An 18186-nucleotide genomic window follows, 5' to 3' on the forward strand; every position below is an offset into this window, starting at 1 on the left:
GGGTCATGGCAGGTATGCCTGCGGATCGACGCGCTCACCATCGCGCAGCATCTCCAGATGCAGATGCGGGCCGGTCACGCGTCCGGTGCTGCCGACCCGTGCGATCTGCTCGCCGGCGTGCACCTGCTGGCCAACCGCCACGTCCACGCCCTGCAGGTGCGCATACAACGTCTGCCAGCCTTGGCCATGGTCGATCACCACGACGGTGCCGTACTGGGGACCGTCCGGGTAGGCGGTCGTGGCAGCGACAATGCGACCATCCGCAGGGGCCAGTACCGGCGTGCCGGGGCGAGCACCGAAATCGGTGCCGCGGTGCGCACGTTGCCGGATGCTGCCGGTATCGCCGAACGGGCTGGTGATGCGGGGTGCGGCCAACGGGGCCTGGAACCGGACCCCGGCAGGGGTGTCGCGTACCGGCGGCAGCGGCAGTGCGGTAACCGTCGTTGCAACGCGGATCGGGTCGGCACCGACAGCAGCCTCCCGCAGCGGACGTGCGGTACTGGCCTGCATCACCAGCAGCAGGCCGCCGGTCAGCAGCGCACTGCCCAGCAGCAGGACGCGGCGTGGTCCCGACAGCGGTCGTGCGCCGTCGCCGTGCAACATGTGGCGGATGCGGACTTCATGTCCGGCCAGGTCGCGGTGGGTCAGTGCAGTGGATGGCGTGTGGGTCGCTGCGGTCAGCCGCAGCGTGCGGACATACGCCGCGGCGAAGTCGCGCCCACCGTGTACATCTTCGGCGAGCGCATGTGCGTCACAGCGCAGCTCGGTCGCCAACTGCACGCGTGCGCTGATCCGAAGCAGGAACGGGTTGAACCACAGCAGCGCATTGAACACCGCCATCAGTCCGGCGCGCTGCGGATCGCGGCGCGCAAGATGGGCCGCTTCATGGCCGAGGATCAGGCACAGCGCACGGTCGTCCAGTTGATCCAATGCCGAGGCAGGGAGCACGATCAAGGGCTGTGGCCAGCGCACCGCGAACGGGCTCACCGGCAGCACACTGCCCCGGCACGTGATGCCCGCCGCCAGCAGACGCCGTGCTGCAGCACGGCTGCGTGGACCCGGCCACGCCGCCGTTGTGATCGGCGTGGTCGCACGGCACAGCTGGCCGGTGCGCCGCGTGCCGACCAGCACGCGCAGCAGTGCGACACCGGCACCGATGGCATAGAGCACAGCCAGCCACGTGGCGGCGGACGGAGGTGCCCACGCGGCGGCAACGTCTGCAACGCCTGCCGCACCGGCATCGCCCAGGTCCAGCGCGACCGGCAGCGGCATGATCAAGGCCGCTGGCAACGCCACCAGCGGGGCGGGCGCCCACAGCGCTACTGCCGCGGACAGCAGTACCGGCATCACCGCCAACAGCCACAACCCCATCCAGTAGCCATACGCGGCGTGGGAGAGGCCCAACCACCGATGCAGGCGCTGGCCGGCTGCCCAGGCCAACCCGCCACCGGCCAGGGCGCCAGCGGCGTGCACCACCCAGAACCCCAGGGTCGGCAGGCTCATTCCGGGTCGTCCTTGGCGGGAGCGCGCAGCAGCGCATCCAACTGCTGCAGCTCCTGCTCGCTGAGCAGGCGGCTGTCGGCGAACGCCTGTGCCGGCAACGCGCCATCGATCTCCAGCACCCGGCGGGCGAAGTCGGTGCTGAGCGCAGCCAGCGTGGCGACCTTGCCCACCTTCGCGCGGTACATGTTCAACCCATGCTCGACGGTTTCCTCCACCAGACCCTTGTCGACCATGCGCTCAAGCGTCTTGCGGGTGGAGGAGTAGGACCAGTCGAGCGCGTCGGCGGCCCCGTTATGGACTTCGCGCGCACTGCAGGCTCCTTGGCGCCACAACGCTTTGAGCAGTTCCAGTTCGGCATTGGAAGGGGTAGGTGGCACGGACATGGCGATTCCGGTGTGGCGAGGTGTCGCAAGTGTGCGACATGTGTCGCATTGCGTGCAAGAGAGTCGTCGCCGATACTGCGTGTTCGATGCCTGCTGTGACGCACGGATAACGTCCTCCATGTCTTTTGATGCGACACCTCCTGTTGCCGAGCGCCAGGAGGTCACCTGCCTGTTGCGCCGCTGGAGCGAGCAGCAGGACATTGCCGCCCGCGATCAACTGCTTGCGTTGCTCTATACGCAGTTGCGCGGCATGGCCGTAGCGCGGCTGGGCAATCCCCGGGATGGCGCACTGCAACCGACGGTGCTCGTGCACGAAGCGCTGATGCGGATGATCGACGGTGAGGTCGCTTACCGCGACCGCGTGCACTTCCTGTCCTTGGCGGCCCTGAAGATGCGCAGCGTGCTGGTCGATCATGCCCGTGCGATGGCCGCCTCCAAGCGCGGCGGTGGTGTGGTCAATCTGACTCTGTCCTCTGCCGACCTGGAGGTCAGCCCCGACCACGATGCCTTCGAGGTGCTGGCCTTGAACCGGGCGTTGGAGGAACTGACCGCGCTGGATCCGCGCGCGGCGCGGACGGTGGAATGGATGTACTTCGGCGGCATGGGTCGCGAAGAGATCGCCATGGCGCTGGACGTGTCGGTGCCCACGGTCGACCGCGATCTGCGCTTTGCCAAAGCGTGGTTGAACCGCCACCTGGCCGGGCCGGCGACCCGCGCATGACCGACGCTGCCCACTGGCAGACGGTGCGCGGACTGTTCGATGCGGTCTGTGATCTGCCCGAGGCGCGCTGGCGCCCGGCGCTGCGCGACCTGTGCGATGACCCGGCTGCGATCGACGAGACGCTGCAACTGCTGCACGCGCAGACCGGGGATCTGGGGCGGATGGAACAGGCGCTCGCGGCGGTCATGGCCGATATGGACGACCCGTCCGCCTTGGTCGGGCAGCGGCTCGGGCCGTGGCGACTGAGCCGGTTGCTGGCGGTCGGCGGGATGGGGGTGGTGTTCCTGGCCGAGCGCGCCGACGCGCTGTACCGGCGTGAGGTCGCCATCAAGCTGATGCGCCGCACGTACGATCCGGTGCTGGCCACGCGGCTGGCCAGTGAAAGCCAGATTCTGGCGGACCTGCAGCACCCGCACATCGCCCGGCTGTACGACGTCGGCGTGGCCGAGGGAGGCCAGCCGTATCTGGTGATGGAGTACGTGCAGGGCGAGCCGCTGGACGTGGCCTGCAACACTCTCGGCCTGCCGCTGGCGGCGCGCCTGCGGCTGTTCTCGCAGATCTGCCGCGCGGTGCAGGCTGCGCATTCGCAATCGGTGGTGCACTGCGACCTCAAGCCGGCCAACGTGCTGGTGCGGCCCGATGGGCAGCCGGTGCTGCTGGATTTCGGCATCGCCCATCTGCTGGGTGACGCCGGTGATGCCGTGGACTACCTCACGCCGGCCTACGCCAGTCCGGAACGGCTGGCCGGGCGACCGGCCAGCATCGCCGGCGATGTCTACAGCCTGGGCGTGATGCTGGACGCCCTGCTCAGCGGTCGCGCCCAGGGCCATGGCCGCGCGGTGCCGGCCGACCTGCGCGCTATCGCGGCGAAGGCGCGCGCGGCCGACCCGGTCGAACGCTATGCCTCTGCCGAGGCGCTGGCTGAAGACCTGGAACGGTATCTGGCGCATCGCCCGGTACGCGCGCGTCGCCCCAGCCGTTGGCATCGCGCACGCCTGCTGCTGCGACGGCAGTGGCGCGTCGGCCTGGTCGCTGCGCTGGTGGCGGCGATGGTGGTGGTGTTCGTGCTGCGCCTGAGCGAGGCCCGCCGCCAGGCCGAGCAGAACGCCTTGGCTGCCGCTGGCATTGCCGATGTCCTGGTGGCCGCCTTCGATGCGGCCGACCCCGGCCTGCGCAACGGCACCCCGATGACCGCCCGCGAGGTGCTCGATCTGGGCGCACGCCGCATCGAGCATGACCGTACCGTGTCGCCCGCGCTGCGCGCACGCATGCAGGCTGCGCTGGGGCGGGCGTACCAGAACCTGGGCCAACCCCAGGATGCCGAGACCCTGCTGCGCGACAGTGTGGCCGGGCTGGTGCGTACCGGTGCGGCGGCGCACGAGATCGCCGATGCCTGGGCCAGCGTGTCGGCCCAGCAGCTCAGCGCCGGCCGTGACAAGGACGCGCTGATCAGTGCCGAGCGCGCCTTGGCGTTGCTTGATAAGGACGACGTGCCGACAGTCAGGATGAAGGCCCTCAACGCACAGGGCCTGGCGTATGCGCAGCGGGAAGAACACGCGCCTGCCGAGCAGGCGTTCCGCGCCGCACTGGCACTGAGCCGAGGCAGCAACGGCGCCCCACTGCAGCGTGGCGGTATGGCCGCGATGGCCAACCTCGGCGATCTCTACCGAAGCCAGGGAGAACTCGACAAGGCCGAGGCGATCCTGCGCGAGGCGCTGGCCGAGGCATCGCGCGAGCACGGTGTGCAAGGGGCCGAATATCAGCGCGCGCTGCGTGCACTCTCCGCGACGCTGCTCAACCAGGGGCGCATCGATGAAGCGCTGGCGTTGGCCGAACGCAGCTTCGCGCTGACCCGGCAGATGTTTGGCGCGAACAGCAGCTATACCGCATCGGCCGAGGCCGGGCTGGCGGGTCAGTACCTCGACCTTGGCCGCTATCAGGCCGCCGATCAGCACTTCCGCAACAGCCTGCAGACCAGTGCCGCCGTTGATGGCGTGGACAGCCGGGCCTATACGGTCAAGCAGTACGCCCACGGCCTCATGGAGGAAGCGCGCGGCGACTACGCTCAGGCCGAGCAGAACTATCGCGCTGCACTGACGCGCTATCGGCGCCTTCTCGGCCCCGAGCACGCCGATACCCTCGATGTGGAGATGGTGCTGGCCCGGCTGCTGCTGCGTACCCACCGGACGGCCGAGGCGCAGGTGCCGCTGCAGCAGGTCGCGACCCTGTGGCGGCGCGATCTGCCCGCCGATTCACCGCAGTTGCTGGTGCTGCGGCTGGTCGAGATCGAATGGCTGATCCGGGCAGGCCAGCATGCCCAGGCCGGCCGGGCGCTGGCGGCGTTCGGCCAGGCCCATCCCACCCTGCCGCCCTGGCTGGCGCTGCGCATGCAGATGCAGCAGGCGCTGCTGGCCCAGCGCCGTGCCGACCCGGCGGCGGTGCCGCTGTCGGCGCAGCTGGTGGAGACCTTCACCGGTTTCTATGGCGCCGATTCCACCGCCACCGCCAAGTGGCGGGTGCCGCTGGCCGAGGCACTGCTCGACAACGGTGATGCCGCCGGCGCCCGCGCGCAGATTGCCCGGGCCCGTCCACACCTGCAGGAGCTGGCTCCCTCATCGGAATTTCTGAGCCGTATCAATGCGCTGGAGCAGCGCCTGGCCACTCACGGGCAGGGCCACACCGGGGGACGATAGTTCTGTGACGGTTTTCACGGTTTATCGATCAGGAGGCCGATCCCGGGCCTCATTGATCGAAGGGACGCCATGTCAAACCATCTCCATCCCGATGCCCGCGCCGCTGGCGCGCCAGACAACGCTGCCACTGACGAGGGGGCCGAGCTGGCCACTGATGCGTCACGCGGGCCGCTGCGTGCCTTCAGCAAGGCCTACCGCAAGGCGCGCGACTGGCACTGCTCGCCCGGGCGCGCCTGGATCGTGGCACTGCGGTTCGCATTGACCGGTGACAGTGGCCGCTTCCGCAGCCATGGCGGCTGGATGGTCTCGCGCATCTACAAGCCGCGTTGAATCCGGTCAGTCGCTCTCGCCGATCCGGCCTTCGGCCAGCGGCACCCGCGAGCCATCGAGCAGGCCACGGCTGAGCGTGCCGTTCTCGATGAACAGCAGCTCGCCGTTCTCACCGTTCTTGATGCTGCTGTCGATGGCGATGATGCGGTCGCCATGGAAGCTGCTGACATGCGGCATCGAGGTGTGGCCGACGACGATGCGGGCGAGGTCCAGCTGCTTGAGCAGGGTCTGGACCTGGGCGGTGTCCATGCGGCCATCGAAGTAGCCGCGGTACCAGATCGGACTGGTCTTGCCGTCGAACAGGCGCGCGGTGTCCGGCGCGGCCTTGACCTGCTCCTTGGGCAGCCCGACCGCGGCCTGATACCCGGCATTGGTGGCATCCATCTCGCGCACCAGATCCAGATTCTCCGGTGCGATGCCACCATGCAGGAACAGGGTGTCCCCGATGCGCAGCAGCACCGGGCGGGTGCGCAGCCACTGGCCGAGGGTCGAGTCCGGCCCGTACAGCGCGGGGTAGGAACGGCCGAGCAGCTGCGCGCTCCTGAGGTACTTCGGGTTGACGTAGCGCAGATCGTTGTAGAGCACCATCGTCTCGTGATTGCCGAGCACGAAATGCACCGCGCCGCCCGCGGCCGTAGCCTGCTGCTGCAGGCTGTACAGCAGCCAGAACGCCTCGGTGACCTGCGGCCCGCGGTCGAAGACATCGCCGGCCACCACCAGCGTGGCGTCGCCCAGCGACCAGCGGTCGTCACTGTCGATCACGTGGTGGGCGCGCAGCAGTTTCACCAAAAGGCCGTACTGCCCGTGGATGTCCGACAACGCGACGATCCGCGGCGCGGCCGGGAACCGCGCGACCTCCGCCGTGCGCGGTGGCAGCACAGTCAGCGCGTGCGGGTAACCGCACTCGGGGGCGACCACGGTAGCCTCGCCGCGTGCCGGCAGCTCGCGGCGGATCACGTGGTCGTTGCACACCCAGGCCGCCTCCAGCCCGGTGGCGGTACGGAACACGTAGGGCCCATCCGCATCCACCTGCTCGGCCGGCGCAGCCACCTCGCGCGCCGTGCCCAACAACGGCGTCATCAGCAACGCCGACTGGAACAGCAGCAGGGCAGGGCGGGTCAAGGCGCGGCGGATCGACATCAGGGTGTTCCTGTAACGGACGGCAGTGCCGCGATGCTACGCCGTACGTGCCGCTGCGGACATGCGCCATTGGTCAGCGGGTGAACGGCGCACTGAACGCCGCGCCAAGTGTAATAGTCTCCGCGCGAGGCGCTGCTTACCCTGCCGGCATTGTCCAGGAGAGCTTTCATGGGTCACGACCACGACCATCTGCCCAGCGAGATCCGCCACGAGAAACCGCTGTGGTGGGCGCTGGGCCTGACCACGACCTTCCTGCTGGTGGAGGTCATCGGTGCGTTCTGGACCAACAGCCTGGCGCTGTTGTCCGACGCCGCGCACATGGCCACCGACACGCTCGCGCTGATGATCGCGCTGGTCGCGGTCCGGCTCAGCCGGCGCCCGCCCGATGCCAAGCGCACCTACGGCTACGCGCGGCTGGAAGCGCTCGGTGCGATGATCAATGGCGGCATGCTGTTCCTGGTGGCCGGCTACATTCTGTGGGAGGCGGTGCAGCGTTTCCGCGCGCCACAGGAGATCGCCTCCACCGGCATGCTGGCGATCGCGGTGTTCGGGCTGGTCATCAACCTGATCTCGATGCGCCTGCTGCGCGCCGGCAGCGGCGAGAGCCTCAACGTCAAAGGTGCGTATCTGGAAGTCTGGGCGGACATGCTCGGCTCGGTCGCCGTGATCGTGGGCGCGCTGCTGATCCGCTGGACAGGCTGGAAGCCGATCGATCCGATCCTGGCCGTGCTGATCGGCCTGTGGGTGCTGCCGCGCACGTGGGTATTGATGCGCGAGGCGATCAACGTGCTGCTGGAGGGCGTGCCCAAGGGCATGGATGTCGCGGCGGTACGCGGCACTCTGTGCGCACACGATGGCGTGCTGGACGTGCATGACCTGCACGTATGGGCGCTGGCTTCCAGCACCCCGGCACTGACCGCGCACGTGGTGATGGGCACCGGCGTGGATGCCGATCGCCTGCGTCGCGAGCTGGGCACCCGGTTGCACGAGCAGTACGGCATCGACCATGTGACCCTGCAGATCGAGACGGATCACTGCGGCGATCCCTGCAGCGTGGGCAGCCCGCGCGACCGGCATGCCGATGACCATGTCGGGCACGACCACGCCGCCCATGATCATGCCGGCCATGCGCACCACAGCAACGACAGCCGCCGCGCCGCGCCGGACGCGCAGGGTCATCACGGGCATCCGCATCCCTGAGGTCTACCGGCGGCCCCACCGCGGACGGGCAGGGCAGGGTTGCCGCTACAATGCGGGTCTGCCTTGCCATCTGTCGGAGATACTGCAGTGACCCGGAAACTCGTACTGTTGCGCCACGGCCAGAGCCAGTGGAACCTGGACAACCGCTTCACCGGCTGGGTGGACGTGGAGCTGACCGAACAAGGCCGCCGCGAGGCCGCCGCCGCCGGCCGCCTGATGCGTGAAGAAGGCCTGCAGTTCGATGTTGCCCACACCTCGGTGCTCAAGCGCGCCATCCACACCCTGCAGGGTGCCCTGGCCGAGCTGGACCAGGACTGGCTGCCGGTCAGCAAAAGCTGGCGCTTGAACGAGCGCCATTACGGCGGCCTGCAGGGCCTGGACAAGGCCGAGACCGCCGCCAAGCACGGCGAGGACCAGGTCAAGATCTGGCGCCGTTCCTACGATATCCCGCCGCCGGCGATGGACATCGAGGACCCGGGCCACCCGATCCACGACCGCCGCTATGCCGGCCTGGACCGCAACGCGCTGCCGGGCACCGAATCGCTGGCCACCACGCTGGACCGCGTGCTGCCGTACTGGTTCGATTCGATCGCCCCGCAGCTCAAGGACGGCAAGACCGTGCTGGTCACCGCACACGGCAATTCGCTGCGCGCGCTGTACAAGTACCTCAACCATGTTTCGCAGGAAGCGATCCTGGAGCTCAACATCCCGACCGGCATCCCGCTGCTGTTCGAACTCAACGACGACCTGACGGTGCAGTCGTTCCGCTACCTGGGCGACCCGGAAGCGGCACGCAAGGCCGCTGAGGCCGTGGCGAACCAAGGCAAGGCGAAATAACAACGAAAGGCCGGCGAATGCCGGCCTTTCGCTTTGTTGGCCCTTTGAAATCGGGCGCTACCCCACACGTTCGCTCCCTGTGTTCCGGTGAGACTTCAGGGTTCTTGTGGCATCAGTGCAACAATAAATTTTGTGCCAATGGGGAAGGCGTCCCGATAATCAGCTTTTATTTCGGAGACGTTCTTGCTGGTGTTGTGCCATGGGTCCATCCAGCCTTGGGGCGTCATCAGCAAATAGTGATCATATTGGTAGGGCGCTTTGCCTCGGATGCAGACGATCGATCCTACTGGGAACTGCGCAGGCCTGCGCCAATCTGCGATGTACCAGAGATCGTGGTCTGAAAGGGACCAGATGATTTCATGAATATCTAGTCCAAGCGGCGCCTCGTCCAGTTTCCCGTTCTTATGGTGCTCAAGCCGTTTGAGGGCTGCGCCGTACTCAATTCCAAGAAGAGAAGCCACGCAAGCGACGCCGCATCCCCACTCATTCTCTTGTTCTACAAGCCTGTATTTATTCATTGGAACTCACATTTTTCGCGATTTCTCACCATAGAGCCCCTGCTGCTCTACGAGCAAGGGTTCTCGTCGCTCCCGCCCTGTGACCTTTGGCCGGTCCGCCCCGGCCCCTCCCGCGCTACGCTGACCGATTGCCCGTGATCCGGGTGATGCATCCATCTGTAGCCGGAGAGTCGAATGAAGTTTTCCAAGCTGGTCCCGCTGGGCCTGACCGCCGCCATCGCCGTGTCGCTGGCCTCCTGCGGCAAGACCGATACCGCGCCTGCCGCCACCGCCGATGCCAAGCCGGCGTTTGATCAGTCGCAGATCAAGACCGCGCTGATCTCGCTCAACAATGCCGATCTGGACACCGCCATCGCCGCCTGTACCGACCTCAACGGGTTCGTGAACAGCAAGTGGCTCAAGGCCAACCCGGTCCCGAACGACCAGACCACCTGGGGCAGCTTCGAAATCCTGCGCGAGCGCTCGCTGGAAGTGCAGCACGCGTTGGTCCAGCAGGCCGCCGCCAGCCAGGCCAAGGCCGGCACGGTGGAAGCCAAGATCGGCGACATCTGGAAGACCGGCTCGGACGAGGCCAAGATCGAAGCCGCCGGCATCACCCCGCTGCAGCCGCAGCTGGACAAGATCGCCGCGCTGACCGACACCGCCGCCATCACCCAGTACCTGCGCGACAGCCAGGCGGTGGGCCAGGGCGTGCTGTTCTCGCTGTTCGCCAATGCCGATTACAAGGATTCGGCCAATGTCATCGCCTATGTCGGTCAGGGCGGCCTCGGCCTGCCCGAGAAGGGCTATTACTTCGACGATTCGCAGGCCAAGATCCGCGATGCGTACGTTGCCTACATCGCCCAGGTGCTGACCCTGTCCGGCGTCGATGCCGAGCAGGCCAAGACCCAGGCCAAGGCCGTGATGGAGTTCGAAACGCGTCTGGCCAAGGCCTCGATGTCGCGCATCGAAATGCGTGACCCGGCCAAGCGTTACAACCCGGTCAGCGCTGCAGATGCGGACAAGCTGACCCCGAACTTCAGCTGGACCGCCCTGTTCGACACCCTGAAGGTGCCGGCCGCGCAGAAGTTCTCGATGGCCCAGCCGGGCTTCTTCGGCGAAGTGGACAAGATGCTGGCCGACGTGCCGGCCGCTACCTGGCAGGCCTATCTGCGCTTCCACACCATCGATGACGCCTCGCCGTACCTGAGCAGCGCCTTCGAAAAGGCCAACTTCGATTTCTACAGCACCACCCTGCGTGGCCAGAAGGAAATGCAGCCGCGCTGGAAGCGCGTGCTGGAGTCGGTCAACGGCGCCATCGGTGAAGGCCTGGGCCAGATGTATGTCGACGCCGTGTTCCCGGCCGACTCCAAGGTGCAGATGCAGCACCTGGTGGAGAACCTCTCGGTGGCGCTGAAGGCGCGCCTGGAGAAGCTGGAGTGGATGAGCGAAGACACCCGCAAGAAGGCACTGGAGAAGTGGGCCAGCTTCACCCCGAAGATCGGCTACCCGGACAAGTGGCGTGACTGGTCGGGCCTGGAAACCAACGGCGACAGCTACCTGGGCAACATGCAGGCCGCGCGCACGTTCAACTACCGCTTCATGCTCAACAAGATCGGCAAGCCGGTCGACAAGACCGAGTGGGGCATGACCCCGCAGACCGTCAACGCCTACTACAACGCCACCAAGAACGAGATCGTGTTCCCGGCGGCGATCCTGCAGGCGCCGTTCTTCGATGCCAAGGCCGATCCGGCGCTGAACTACGGTGGCATCGGTGCGGTCATCGGCCACGAGATGATGCATGGCTACGACGACTCGGGCAGCCAGTTCGCGGCCAACGGCAACTTCGACAACTGGTGGACCGACAGCGACCGTGCCGCCTTCACCCAGCGTACCGACCAGCTGGTCGCGCAGTTCGACGGCTATGAGTCGCTGCCGGGCGTGAACGTGAAGGGCAAGCTGACCCTGGGCGAGAACATCGGCGACCTCGGTGGCCTGACCGTGGCCTACGACGCGCTGCAGATGGCGCTGAAGGAAGACCCGAAGGCCAACGTCGAGGTGGACGGCTATTCGCAGGACCAGCGCTTCTTCATGAACTGGGCCACCGTGTGGCGCCGCAACTTCAATGAAGGCGAGCTGCGCGTGCGTCTGAACACCGATCCGCACGCCCCGGCGAACTTCCGTGCCAACGGCGCGCCGTCGAACATGCCGGCGTACGCGCAGGCGTTCGAGTGCAAGGCCGGCGATGCGATGGTGCGGGCCGACGACAAGCGCGTTGTGATCTGGTGATCGCACGCGGTTGAGTGATACGAAAAACCCGGCGAACGCCGGGTTTTTCTTTTCCAGCACGCTCGCGGCAAACCCCAGCGGAGACTACGTAGTGGAGGCCATCATCCGGGTGAACAGGCCGAACACCTCCGGATCCACCAGGCCACCCTGCTGCTCGGCAAGGATGCCCATCGCCTTGGCATGCGGCATCGGGCCGCGGTAGGGGCGGGTGGTGGTCATGGCATCGTAGCCATCGACGATGGTGAGCACGCGCGCGCCCAGTGGAATGTCGCTGCCTTTCAGGCCATCCGGATAACCACTGCCATCGAACGCCTCGTGATGGCTGCGGATCAGCCGCGCCACCTCGGCGGCGTCGCTGCGCCCGGTGGTGGCGAAAATGCGCTCACCGCGCTCGGGGTGGGTACGCATGATCGCGCGCTGCGCGTCGTCCAGGCGCGCGGGATACAACAGCACGTTGTCCGGAATGCCGATCTTGCCGATGTCATGGAAGCGGGCCGCCAGCGCCAGATGCGCGCGCTGCGTGTCGTCCAGATCGCACAGGCGCCCCAGCTGATCGCCTAGCAGGCCGACCCGGTCGCAGTGGAAACGGGTGTACTGGTCGCGCATCTGCAACGACATCGACAGCGCATCGATGGAGCAGACCTGCGAAGGGGCGTCGTCGAACATGGGGGCGGTCACGTGGGGTCGGAATGGCCGGCCGTCAGTGCCGGGGTCGGGCAGGCCGCCACGTGGCGCCTGCCCATCGAACGATAGCGCCTGGCGACCGGCGCCAGGCGTGAAATCAGCGCGGGGAGAGGGTCAGCAACAAGGCCTTGGCGGCGCTGAAGCGGTCTTCCGGCAGCGGCAAGGGGTGCTTGATGCGCAGCTTGTCCGGCCCATCCATCGTGTACAGCTTGGGCTGCTTCTGGATCAGCTGGATGACCGCCATCGGGTCGATCTCCGGCTTGGCGTTGAACACGATGCGCCCGCCGTTCTCGCCCAGCTCCAGCTTGCGGATGCCCAGCACATTGGCCTGCAGCTTGAGCTCGGCGATCGCGAACAGGTGCTTGGCCGGGTCCGGCAACAGGCCGAAGCGGTCGATCATCTCCACCTGCAGTTCGCGCAGCTCAGCACTGTCACGCGCACTGCTGATGCGCTTGTACAGGGTCAGGCGGGTGTGCACGTCGGGCAGGTAGGCGTCGGGGATCAAGGCGGGCACATGCAGCTCGACCTCGGCACCGCGTGCCTCTTCGCCGGCGTCCAGATCGGGCAGCTTGCCCAGGCGGATGCTGCGCACCGCACGTTCCAGCAACTCGGTGTAGAGGCTGAAGCCGACCTCGGCCATCTGGCCGCTCTGGTCCTCGCCGAGCAGCTCGCCGGCGCCGCGGATTTCCAGATCGTGGGTGGCCAGGGTGAAGCCGGCACCGAGTTCATCCATCGAGGCGATCGCCTCCAGGCGCTTCTCGGCATCAGGCGTCATCGCGCGCTTGTCCGGCACCACCAGGTAGGCGTACGCCCGGTGGTGCGAGCGACCCACGCGGCCACGCAGCTGGTGCAGCTGGGCCAGGCCGAAGCGGTCGGCGCGGTTGATGATGATGGTATTGGCGTTGGGGATGTCGATGCCCGATTCGATGATCGTGGTCGACAGCAGCACGTTGAAGCGCTGCTTCTGGAAGTCCAGCATCACCCGCTCCAGCTCGCGCTCGGGCATCTGCCCATGGGCGATGCCGATGCGTGCTTCGGGCACCAGCTCGGCCAGCTCGCGCTGCATGCGGCCGATGCTCTCCACATCGTTGTGCAGGAAGTACAGCTGGCCACCACGGGCCAGTTCGCGCTGGAAGGCTTCGCGCAGCAGCGCGTTGTCCCAGGCGGTGATGAACGTCTTGACCGCCAGCCGGTTCGGCGGCGGCGTGGCGATGATCGACAGATCACGCAGCCCGGCCATGGCCATGTTGAGCGTGCGGGGAATCGGCGTAGCGGTCAGGGTCAGCAGATGTACGTTGGCGCGCATCGCCTTGAGCGCTTCCTTCTGGCGCACACCGAAGCGCTGCTCCTCATCGACCACGACCAGACCGAGGTCCTTGAACTTCACGTCCGGCTGCAGCAGGCGATGGGTACCGATGATGACGTCGATGGTGCCGGCGGCGACCTTCTCCAGTTCGGCCTTGATCTCCTTGGTGGATTTGAAGCGCGACAGCACCTCCACCTTGAGCGGCCAATCGGCGAAGCGATCGCGGAAGTTGCGGTAGTGCTGTTCGGCCAGCAGGGTGGTCGGCACCAGCACGGCGACCTGCTTGCCGGCGCTGGCGGCGGCGAACGCGGCGCGCACGGCGACCTCGGTCTTGCCGAAGCCGACGTCGCCGCAGACCACACGGTCCATCGGCTGGCTGCTGGCCAGATCGCGCAGCGTCGCGTCGATCGCGGCCAGCTGATCAGGCGTTTCCTCGAACGGGAACCCGGCCGCGAACGGCTCGTACATCGCACGGTCCACATGCAGCGCCAGGCCGGCACGGGCACGACGACGCGCCTGGATTTCCAGCAGCTCGGCGGCAACGTCGCGGACCTTTTCGGCCGCCTTGCGCTTGGCCTTGGTCCACTGCTCGCCACCGAGCGAATGCAGCGGGGCGGTTTCCGGCGAGGCACCGGAATAGCGGCTGATCAGGTGCAGCTGGGCGACCGGCACATACAGGCGGTCGCCCTTGGCGTATTCGATTTCCAGGAACTCGCCGGGCATGCCGCCGGCATCGAGCACGATCAGGCCGCGGTAGCGGCCGACACCGTGGTCTTCATGCACGATCGGCGAGCCTTCGCTGAGCTCGCCGAGGTCGCGGATGATCGCTTCGGGCTCGCGCCCGGCCCGGCGGCTGCGGCGCTGCTGGCCGGCGCGTTCGGGGAACAGCTGACGTTCGGTCAGCACCGCGATCGGCGGGCTTTCCAGCGCGAAACCGTCTTCCAGCGGCGCCACGGTAATGCCGAAGCGGACGCTGTCGTCGGCCAGGAAGCCGGGCAGATCGGCCACTACCGGCGGCTTCAGCTCGGCGGCGAGCAGCACTTCCAGCAGGGCTTCGCGGCGGCCGGCGGAATCGGCGGCGATCAGCACGCGGCCCGGATAATGACCGATGAAGGATTTCAGTGCCTCGGCAGCCGGGGCATCGCGTGCGGCCACTGGCAGCGGCGGCAGGGGCTGGTCGCCCAGCGGCTGTGCATCGCCGATGCGGTCGTGATCCAGCGGCCAGACTTCGACGCAGGCCAGGCCGTTGAGCGTGGCCCGCAGTTGCTCGGGGCTGGCATACAGCTCTTCCGGCGCCAGCAGCGGGCGCTCGACATCGTGGCGGCGCTGCTCGTAGCGGTTCTGCGTCTGCGCCCAGAAGGCGGCCGCAGCATCGAACACGTTCGGCGCCAGCACCGGCAGCACGTTGGGCTGCAGGTAATCGAGCAGGGTCGCGGTCTTGTCGAAGAACAGCGGCAGGTAATACTCGATGCCGGCCGGCGCGATACCGGCCTTGAGATCCTGGTACAGCGCGCTGCGCCGGGTATCCACATCGAAGCGCTCGCGCAGCGTGTTGAGCACGCGCGAGACGCTGAGATCATCCAGCGGTACTTCACGGCCGGGCAGCATGTGCACCGCCTCGACCTTGTCCAGCGAGCGCTGCGATTCCGGATCGAACGCGCGGATCGAATCGATGTCTTCATCGAGCAGTTCCACCCGCAGCGGCGCCTCGGCCCCCATCGGGTAGACATCGAGCAGGCCGCCACGCACGGCGAAATCACCCGGGTCCATCACCTGCGGCACGTTGCGGTAGCCTGCCGATTCCAGACGGCGCTTTTCCGCGTCCAGATCCAGGCGCTGGCCAACGGTGAGGTCGAAGCTTCCGCCGATGACGTACTTGAGCGGGGCCAACTGCTGCAGCAGCGTCTGCACCGGCACCACCACGATGCCGCGCTTCAGCGCAGGCAGGGCGTGCAGTGCGGCCAGACGTTGGGAAATGATGTCCGGGTGCGGGCTGAAGGCGTCGTAGGGCAGGGTTTCCCAATCCGGGAAGGCCACGATCGGCACGTCGCCGGCACTGCCCAGCAGGGTGTGCAGATCCGCTTCGATCTGGTTCGCGCCATGGTTGTCGCGCGCGACCACCAGCAACGGCCCGTCGTGCGACTGTGCCGCGCGGGCGATGTACCACGCCAGCGCTGTCGCCGAAGCGGGAGCGCGCCACCAGGCGCGGAGCTGTCCAGGACGTGGCAGCGGCGGAACGGGATAGGAGGTGCGTGACATGAACCGCCGATTTTAGCAGACCGCAGCGTGGCGGCCGCGTCATCCGGCAGCGACCGGGCAGTGCCCGGCCGCCCGTCATCAGCTGTCGAGTTCGAGCACCATGCGCACCAGGCCCGGCGTACCGTTCGGGTGCGGGATCGGCTGGAAGCCCAGCGAGGCGGCCAGCTGCTTCATCGGCTCGTTCTCTTCGGCAACATCACCGTACAGACGATCCAGGTACTTGCCGCGCGCCCATTTGACCAGCTTGCGCATCAACTGCCGGCCCAGGCCCTGGCCGACCAGGAAGCGGCTGACCAGGATCGCGTACTCGGCCTCGCGGGTGCCGGGGATGATCGAGGCACGCGCGACCGCACCCACCACGGCTTCACCGGCGGGCAGCGACTCGGCCGCGACCAGGGTGATTTCGCTCTTGGGATTGGGGTGGGTCAGGCGCTGCGTGGTTTCCGGCGACAGCTCGGTCACCGACTGCAGGAAACGGTCGCGGATCTCCTCCGGCCCGAACAGGCTGAAGGCGGCATGCAGCGGCGGGCCGTCTTCCGGCCGGATGGGGCGGATCAGCAGCTCGTGGCCACTGGGTGCCTTGAAAATTTCGTGCCAGGGCGGCATGCGGTTACGGGTAGCCATACCGGTGATTCCTTGGTGGTCTCAGGATTCTCGCATCCCGGGTGCAGCGTTCCGTGAACGGATCACTCACGCCGATCCGGCCGGGAGGAGTCGGCCAGGCCGGGATCCCGGCCTGGCCTGAAGGGGGTCATTCGGCCTGCTTGAGCCACTGCAGGCGGGTCGAGGCGCCGGCCTCGCCCAGGTGCTGCTTGAGCGCCGGCATGGCCGGGGCCAGGACCTGGTCGAACTGCCACGGCGGGTTCAGCAGCAGCATGCCGCTGCCATTGAGCCGCAGCGGGGAGTCGTCCGGGCGGATCAGCAGCTCGGCGGTCAGCACCGATTTCACCGGCAGGGCACAGGCCTTGCGCAGGAAATGCAGGATGGTCCGGCGCTGCTTGATCGGGAACCAGATCGCAAAGCTGGCCTGCGGCCAACGGCCCAGAATCTCGGTCACCGAGGCCAGGATGGCCTGGTACTCGGCGTCCTGCCCCTCGTAGGGCGGGTCGATCAGGACCAGCCCACGGCCGATCTTCACGCCGTTGGCCTTGGGCGGCAGCAGCTTCTTGTTCTGGGCATAGCCATCGGCGTGATACACGGCCACCCGGCTGTCATGGGCGAACAGTGCCTTCAGCGCTGTGGCTTCGGCATCCTGCACTTCGCAGACGGCCATGCGGTCCTGCTCGCGCAGGGTCTGGGCGGTCAGCAGCGGCGAGCCGGGGTAGCTGATCATCGCCCCGACCGGGTTGTCGGCCTGGACCGCCTTGAGGTAGCGCTCCACCACCGCGGGCAGCTGCGGCTGGGCCATCAGGCGCATCACGCCGTCTTCGGCCTCCAGCGTCTTGCGGCTTTCCTCGCTGGCCAGCAGGTAGCGGCCTGCGCCGCCGTGGGTGTCCAGCACGAAGAACGGGCTGTCCTTGCGCTTGAAGGTGTCGAGCAGGGCAAGCTGCACGATGTGCTTGAGCACATCGGCATGGTTGCCGGCATGGAAGGCGTGGCGGTAATTCATCGGCGCAGTGTACGGGGCGGCGGGCCCAGCGGCTATGCTGCGCGCATGAGCCACCCCCTGCACAACGTCCTGGTGGTCGAGGACGAAACCGCCATCGCCGACACTGTTCTGTATGCACTGCGCAGTGAAGGCTACGGCGCCCAGCATTGCCTGCTCGGCGGTGAAGCACTGGCCCGCCTGCGCCAGCAGGCCTTCGATGTGGTGGTGCTGGATGTCGGCCTGCCGGACATGAGCGGCTTCGAGGTCTGCCGCACCCTGCGGACCTTCAGTGAGGTGCCGGTGATCTTCCTGACCGCGCGCAATGACGAATTCGACCGCGTACTCGGCCTGGAACTGGGCGCGGACGACTATATGGCAAAGCCGTTCTCGCCGCGGGAGCTGGTGGCGCGGGTGCGCGCGCGCCTGCGCCGGTCCGCGGCCCCTGCCGACACCACCGGCTGGCAGCAGCTTGGGCGCTTCTCGATCGACCGCGAGGGCAGCCGGATCCGCTTCGGTGAACAGCCGCTGGATCTGACCCGCTACGAATACGCACTGATGGCGGCCCTGCTGCAGCGCCCCGGCGCGATCCTCAGCCGCGCCCAGCTGATGGACCGCGGCTGGGACAGCGACGCTGACAGCGCCGACCGCACCGTGGATACCCACGTCAAAACCCTGCGCGCCAAGCTGCGTGCCGCGGGCGCCGAGACCGACCCGATCCGCACCCACCGTGGCCTGGGCTACGCACTGGAGGTGTAG

The 18186-nt window shown here is 67.4% G+C and carries 15 protein-coding genes; 7 read left to right on the forward strand and 8 right to left on the reverse strand.

Features of this window, described 5'->3' with window-relative positions:
- Positions 1–3: 3 nt before the first annotated feature.
- Both ABE463_RS15790 and ABE463_RS15795 read right to left on the reverse strand, forming a co-directional pair.
- Positions 4–1503 (reverse strand): M23/M56 family metallopeptidase, encoded by a 1500-nt coding sequence (locus ABE463_RS15790; protein WP_123728702.1) that lies wholly within the window; start codon positions 1501–1503, stop codon positions 4–6.
- A complete protein-coding gene (locus ABE463_RS15795) occupies positions 1500–1886 on the reverse strand; it encodes a BlaI/MecI/CopY family transcriptional regulator (protein WP_123728703.1) in 387 nt (128 codons plus the stop codon). Before ABE463_RS15795 ends, ABE463_RS15790 begins: the two co-directional genes overlap by 4 nt.
- Positions 1887–2004: 118 nt before the next feature.
- Between ABE463_RS15795 and ABE463_RS15800 the strand changes: the two genes are divergently transcribed.
- The 3 genes from ABE463_RS15800 to ABE463_RS15810 all read left to right on the forward strand — a co-directional run bounded on the left by ABE463_RS15800 (position 2005) and on the right by ABE463_RS15810 (position 5630).
- A complete protein-coding gene (locus ABE463_RS15800; RefSeq protein ID WP_346468803.1) occupies positions 2005–2607 on the forward strand; it encodes an ECF-type sigma factor in 603 nt (200 codons plus the stop codon).
- A complete protein-coding gene (locus ABE463_RS15805; RefSeq protein ID WP_346468804.1) occupies positions 2604–5300 on the forward strand; it encodes a tetratricopeptide repeat protein in 2697 nt (898 codons plus the stop codon). The genes ABE463_RS15800 and ABE463_RS15805 overlap by 4 nt, the downstream gene beginning before the upstream one ends.
- Before the next feature lie 69 nt (positions 5301–5369).
- Positions 5370–5630 carry a hypothetical protein gene (locus ABE463_RS15810; protein ID WP_346468805.1) on the forward strand — a complete coding sequence of 87 codons (261 nt, stop codon included), beginning with the start codon at positions 5370–5372 and terminating at the stop codon, positions 5628–5630.
- A gap of 6 nt (positions 5631–5636) precedes the next feature.
- On the opposite strand, the gene ABE463_RS15815 is transcribed toward ABE463_RS15810, so the two are convergent.
- Positions 5637–6770 (reverse strand): metallophosphoesterase, encoded by a 1134-nt coding sequence (locus ABE463_RS15815; RefSeq protein WP_346468806.1) that lies wholly within the window; start codon positions 6768–6770, stop codon positions 5637–5639.
- Between the two features lie 168 nt (positions 6771–6938).
- Between ABE463_RS15815 and ABE463_RS15820 the strand changes: the two genes are divergently transcribed.
- Both ABE463_RS15820 and gpmA read left to right on the forward strand, forming a co-directional pair.
- A complete protein-coding gene (locus ABE463_RS15820; RefSeq protein WP_346468807.1) occupies positions 6939–7970 on the forward strand; it encodes a cation diffusion facilitator family transporter in 1032 nt (343 codons plus the stop codon).
- An 87-nt stretch (positions 7971–8057) separates the two neighbouring features.
- Positions 8058–8807 (forward strand): 2,3-diphosphoglycerate-dependent phosphoglycerate mutase, encoded by a 750-nt coding sequence (gpmA, locus tag ABE463_RS15825; protein WP_259260097.1) that lies wholly within the window; start codon positions 8058–8060, stop codon positions 8805–8807.
- A gap of 95 nt (positions 8808–8902) precedes the next feature.
- On the opposite strand, the gene ABE463_RS15830 is transcribed toward gpmA, so the two are convergent.
- Complete coding sequence (locus ABE463_RS15830) at positions 8903–9325, reverse strand: hypothetical protein (RefSeq protein WP_346468808.1); 423 nt, start codon at positions 9323–9325, stop codon at positions 8903–8905.
- 174 nt (positions 9326–9499) lie between these two features.
- Here ABE463_RS15830 and ABE463_RS15835 point away from each other — a divergent pair, with 174 nt between their 5' ends.
- A complete protein-coding gene (locus ABE463_RS15835; protein WP_346468809.1) occupies positions 9500–11593 on the forward strand; it encodes a M13 family metallopeptidase in 2094 nt (697 codons plus the stop codon).
- An 84-nt stretch (positions 11594–11677) separates the two neighbouring features.
- Here the strand turns inward: ABE463_RS15835 and ABE463_RS15840 are convergent, their stop codons facing one another.
- The 4 genes from ABE463_RS15840 to rlmJ all read right to left on the reverse strand — a co-directional run bounded on the left by ABE463_RS15840 (position 11678) and on the right by rlmJ (position 17451).
- The gene (locus tag ABE463_RS15840; RefSeq protein ID WP_346468810.1) at positions 11678–12259 is read right to left on the reverse strand and encodes an HD domain-containing phosphohydrolase; all 582 of its coding nucleotides are present in this window, start codon (positions 12257–12259) and stop codon (positions 11678–11680) included.
- A gap of 115 nt (positions 12260–12374) precedes the next feature.
- Positions 12375–15842, reverse strand: coding sequence for a transcription-repair coupling factor (gene mfd, locus ABE463_RS15845; protein ID WP_346468811.1), 3468 nt, complete (start codon positions 15840–15842; stop codon positions 12375–12377).
- A 78-nt stretch (positions 15843–15920) separates the two neighbouring features.
- On the reverse strand, positions 15921–16466 hold the full coding sequence (locus ABE463_RS15850; RefSeq protein WP_019184458.1) for a GNAT family N-acetyltransferase: 546 nt from the start codon (positions 16464–16466) through the stop codon (positions 15921–15923).
- 127 nt (positions 16467–16593) lie between these two features.
- Positions 16594–17451: a 23S rRNA (adenine(2030)-N(6))-methyltransferase RlmJ gene (gene rlmJ, locus ABE463_RS15855; RefSeq protein WP_282263631.1), complete on the reverse strand. Its 858-nt coding sequence runs from the start codon at positions 17449–17451 to the stop codon at positions 16594–16596.
- 45 nt (positions 17452–17496) lie between these two features.
- Here rlmJ and creB point away from each other — a divergent pair, with 45 nt between their 5' ends.
- The gene (gene creB / locus ABE463_RS15860) at positions 17497–18186 is read left to right on the forward strand and encodes a two-component system response regulator CreB (protein ID WP_346468812.1); all 690 of its coding nucleotides are present in this window, start codon (positions 17497–17499) and stop codon (positions 18184–18186) included.

Origin of the sequence: Stenotrophomonas sp. TWI819, from assembly GCF_039673075.1 — a bacterium.
Taxonomy (GTDB): Bacteria; Pseudomonadota; Gammaproteobacteria; order Xanthomonadales; family Xanthomonadaceae; genus Stenotrophomonas; species Stenotrophomonas rhizophila_B.

Excerpts from the sequence above, each read along its gene's own strand:
- ABE463_RS15790 (WP_123728702.1), bottom strand. The coding sequence starts at position 1,503 with ATGAGCCTGCCGACCCTGGGGTTCTGGGTGGTGCACGCCGCTGGCGCC.
- ABE463_RS15795 (WP_123728703.1), bottom strand. The coding sequence starts at position 1,886 with ATGTCCGTGCCACCTACCCCTTCCAATGCCGAACTGGAACTGCTCAAA.
- ABE463_RS15800 (WP_346468803.1), top strand. The coding sequence starts at position 2,005 with ATGTCTTTTGATGCGACACCTCCTGTTGCCGAGCGCCAGGAGGTCACC.
- ABE463_RS15805 (WP_346468804.1), top strand. The coding sequence starts at position 2,604 with ATGACCGACGCTGCCCACTGGCAGACGGTGCGCGGACTGTTCGATGCG.
- ABE463_RS15810 (WP_346468805.1), top strand. The coding sequence starts at position 5,370 with ATGTCAAACCATCTCCATCCCGATGCCCGCGCCGCTGGCGCGCCAGAC.
- ABE463_RS15815 (WP_346468806.1), bottom strand. The coding sequence starts at position 6,770 with ATGTCGATCCGCCGCGCCTTGACCCGCCCTGCCCTGCTGCTGTTCCAG.
- ABE463_RS15820 (WP_346468807.1), top strand. The coding sequence starts at position 6,939 with ATGGGTCACGACCACGACCATCTGCCCAGCGAGATCCGCCACGAGAAA.
- ABE463_RS15830 (WP_346468808.1), bottom strand. The coding sequence starts at position 9,325 with ATGAATAAATACAGGCTTGTAGAACAAGAGAATGAGTGGGGATGCGGC.
- ABE463_RS15835 (WP_346468809.1), top strand. The coding sequence starts at position 9,500 with ATGAAGTTTTCCAAGCTGGTCCCGCTGGGCCTGACCGCCGCCATCGCC.
- ABE463_RS15840 (WP_346468810.1), bottom strand. The coding sequence starts at position 12,259 with ATGTTCGACGACGCCCCTTCGCAGGTCTGCTCCATCGATGCGCTGTCG.
- mfd (WP_346468811.1), bottom strand. The coding sequence starts at position 15,842 with ATGTCACGCACCTCCTATCCCGTTCCGCCGCTGCCACGTCCTGGACAG.
- ABE463_RS15850 (WP_019184458.1), bottom strand. The coding sequence starts at position 16,466 with ATGGCTACCCGTAACCGCATGCCGCCCTGGCACGAAATTTTCAAGGCA.
- rlmJ (WP_282263631.1), bottom strand. The coding sequence starts at position 17,451 with ATGAATTACCGCCACGCCTTCCATGCCGGCAACCATGCCGATGTGCTC.
- creB (WP_346468812.1), top strand. The coding sequence starts at position 17,497 with ATGAGCCACCCCCTGCACAACGTCCTGGTGGTCGAGGACGAAACCGCC.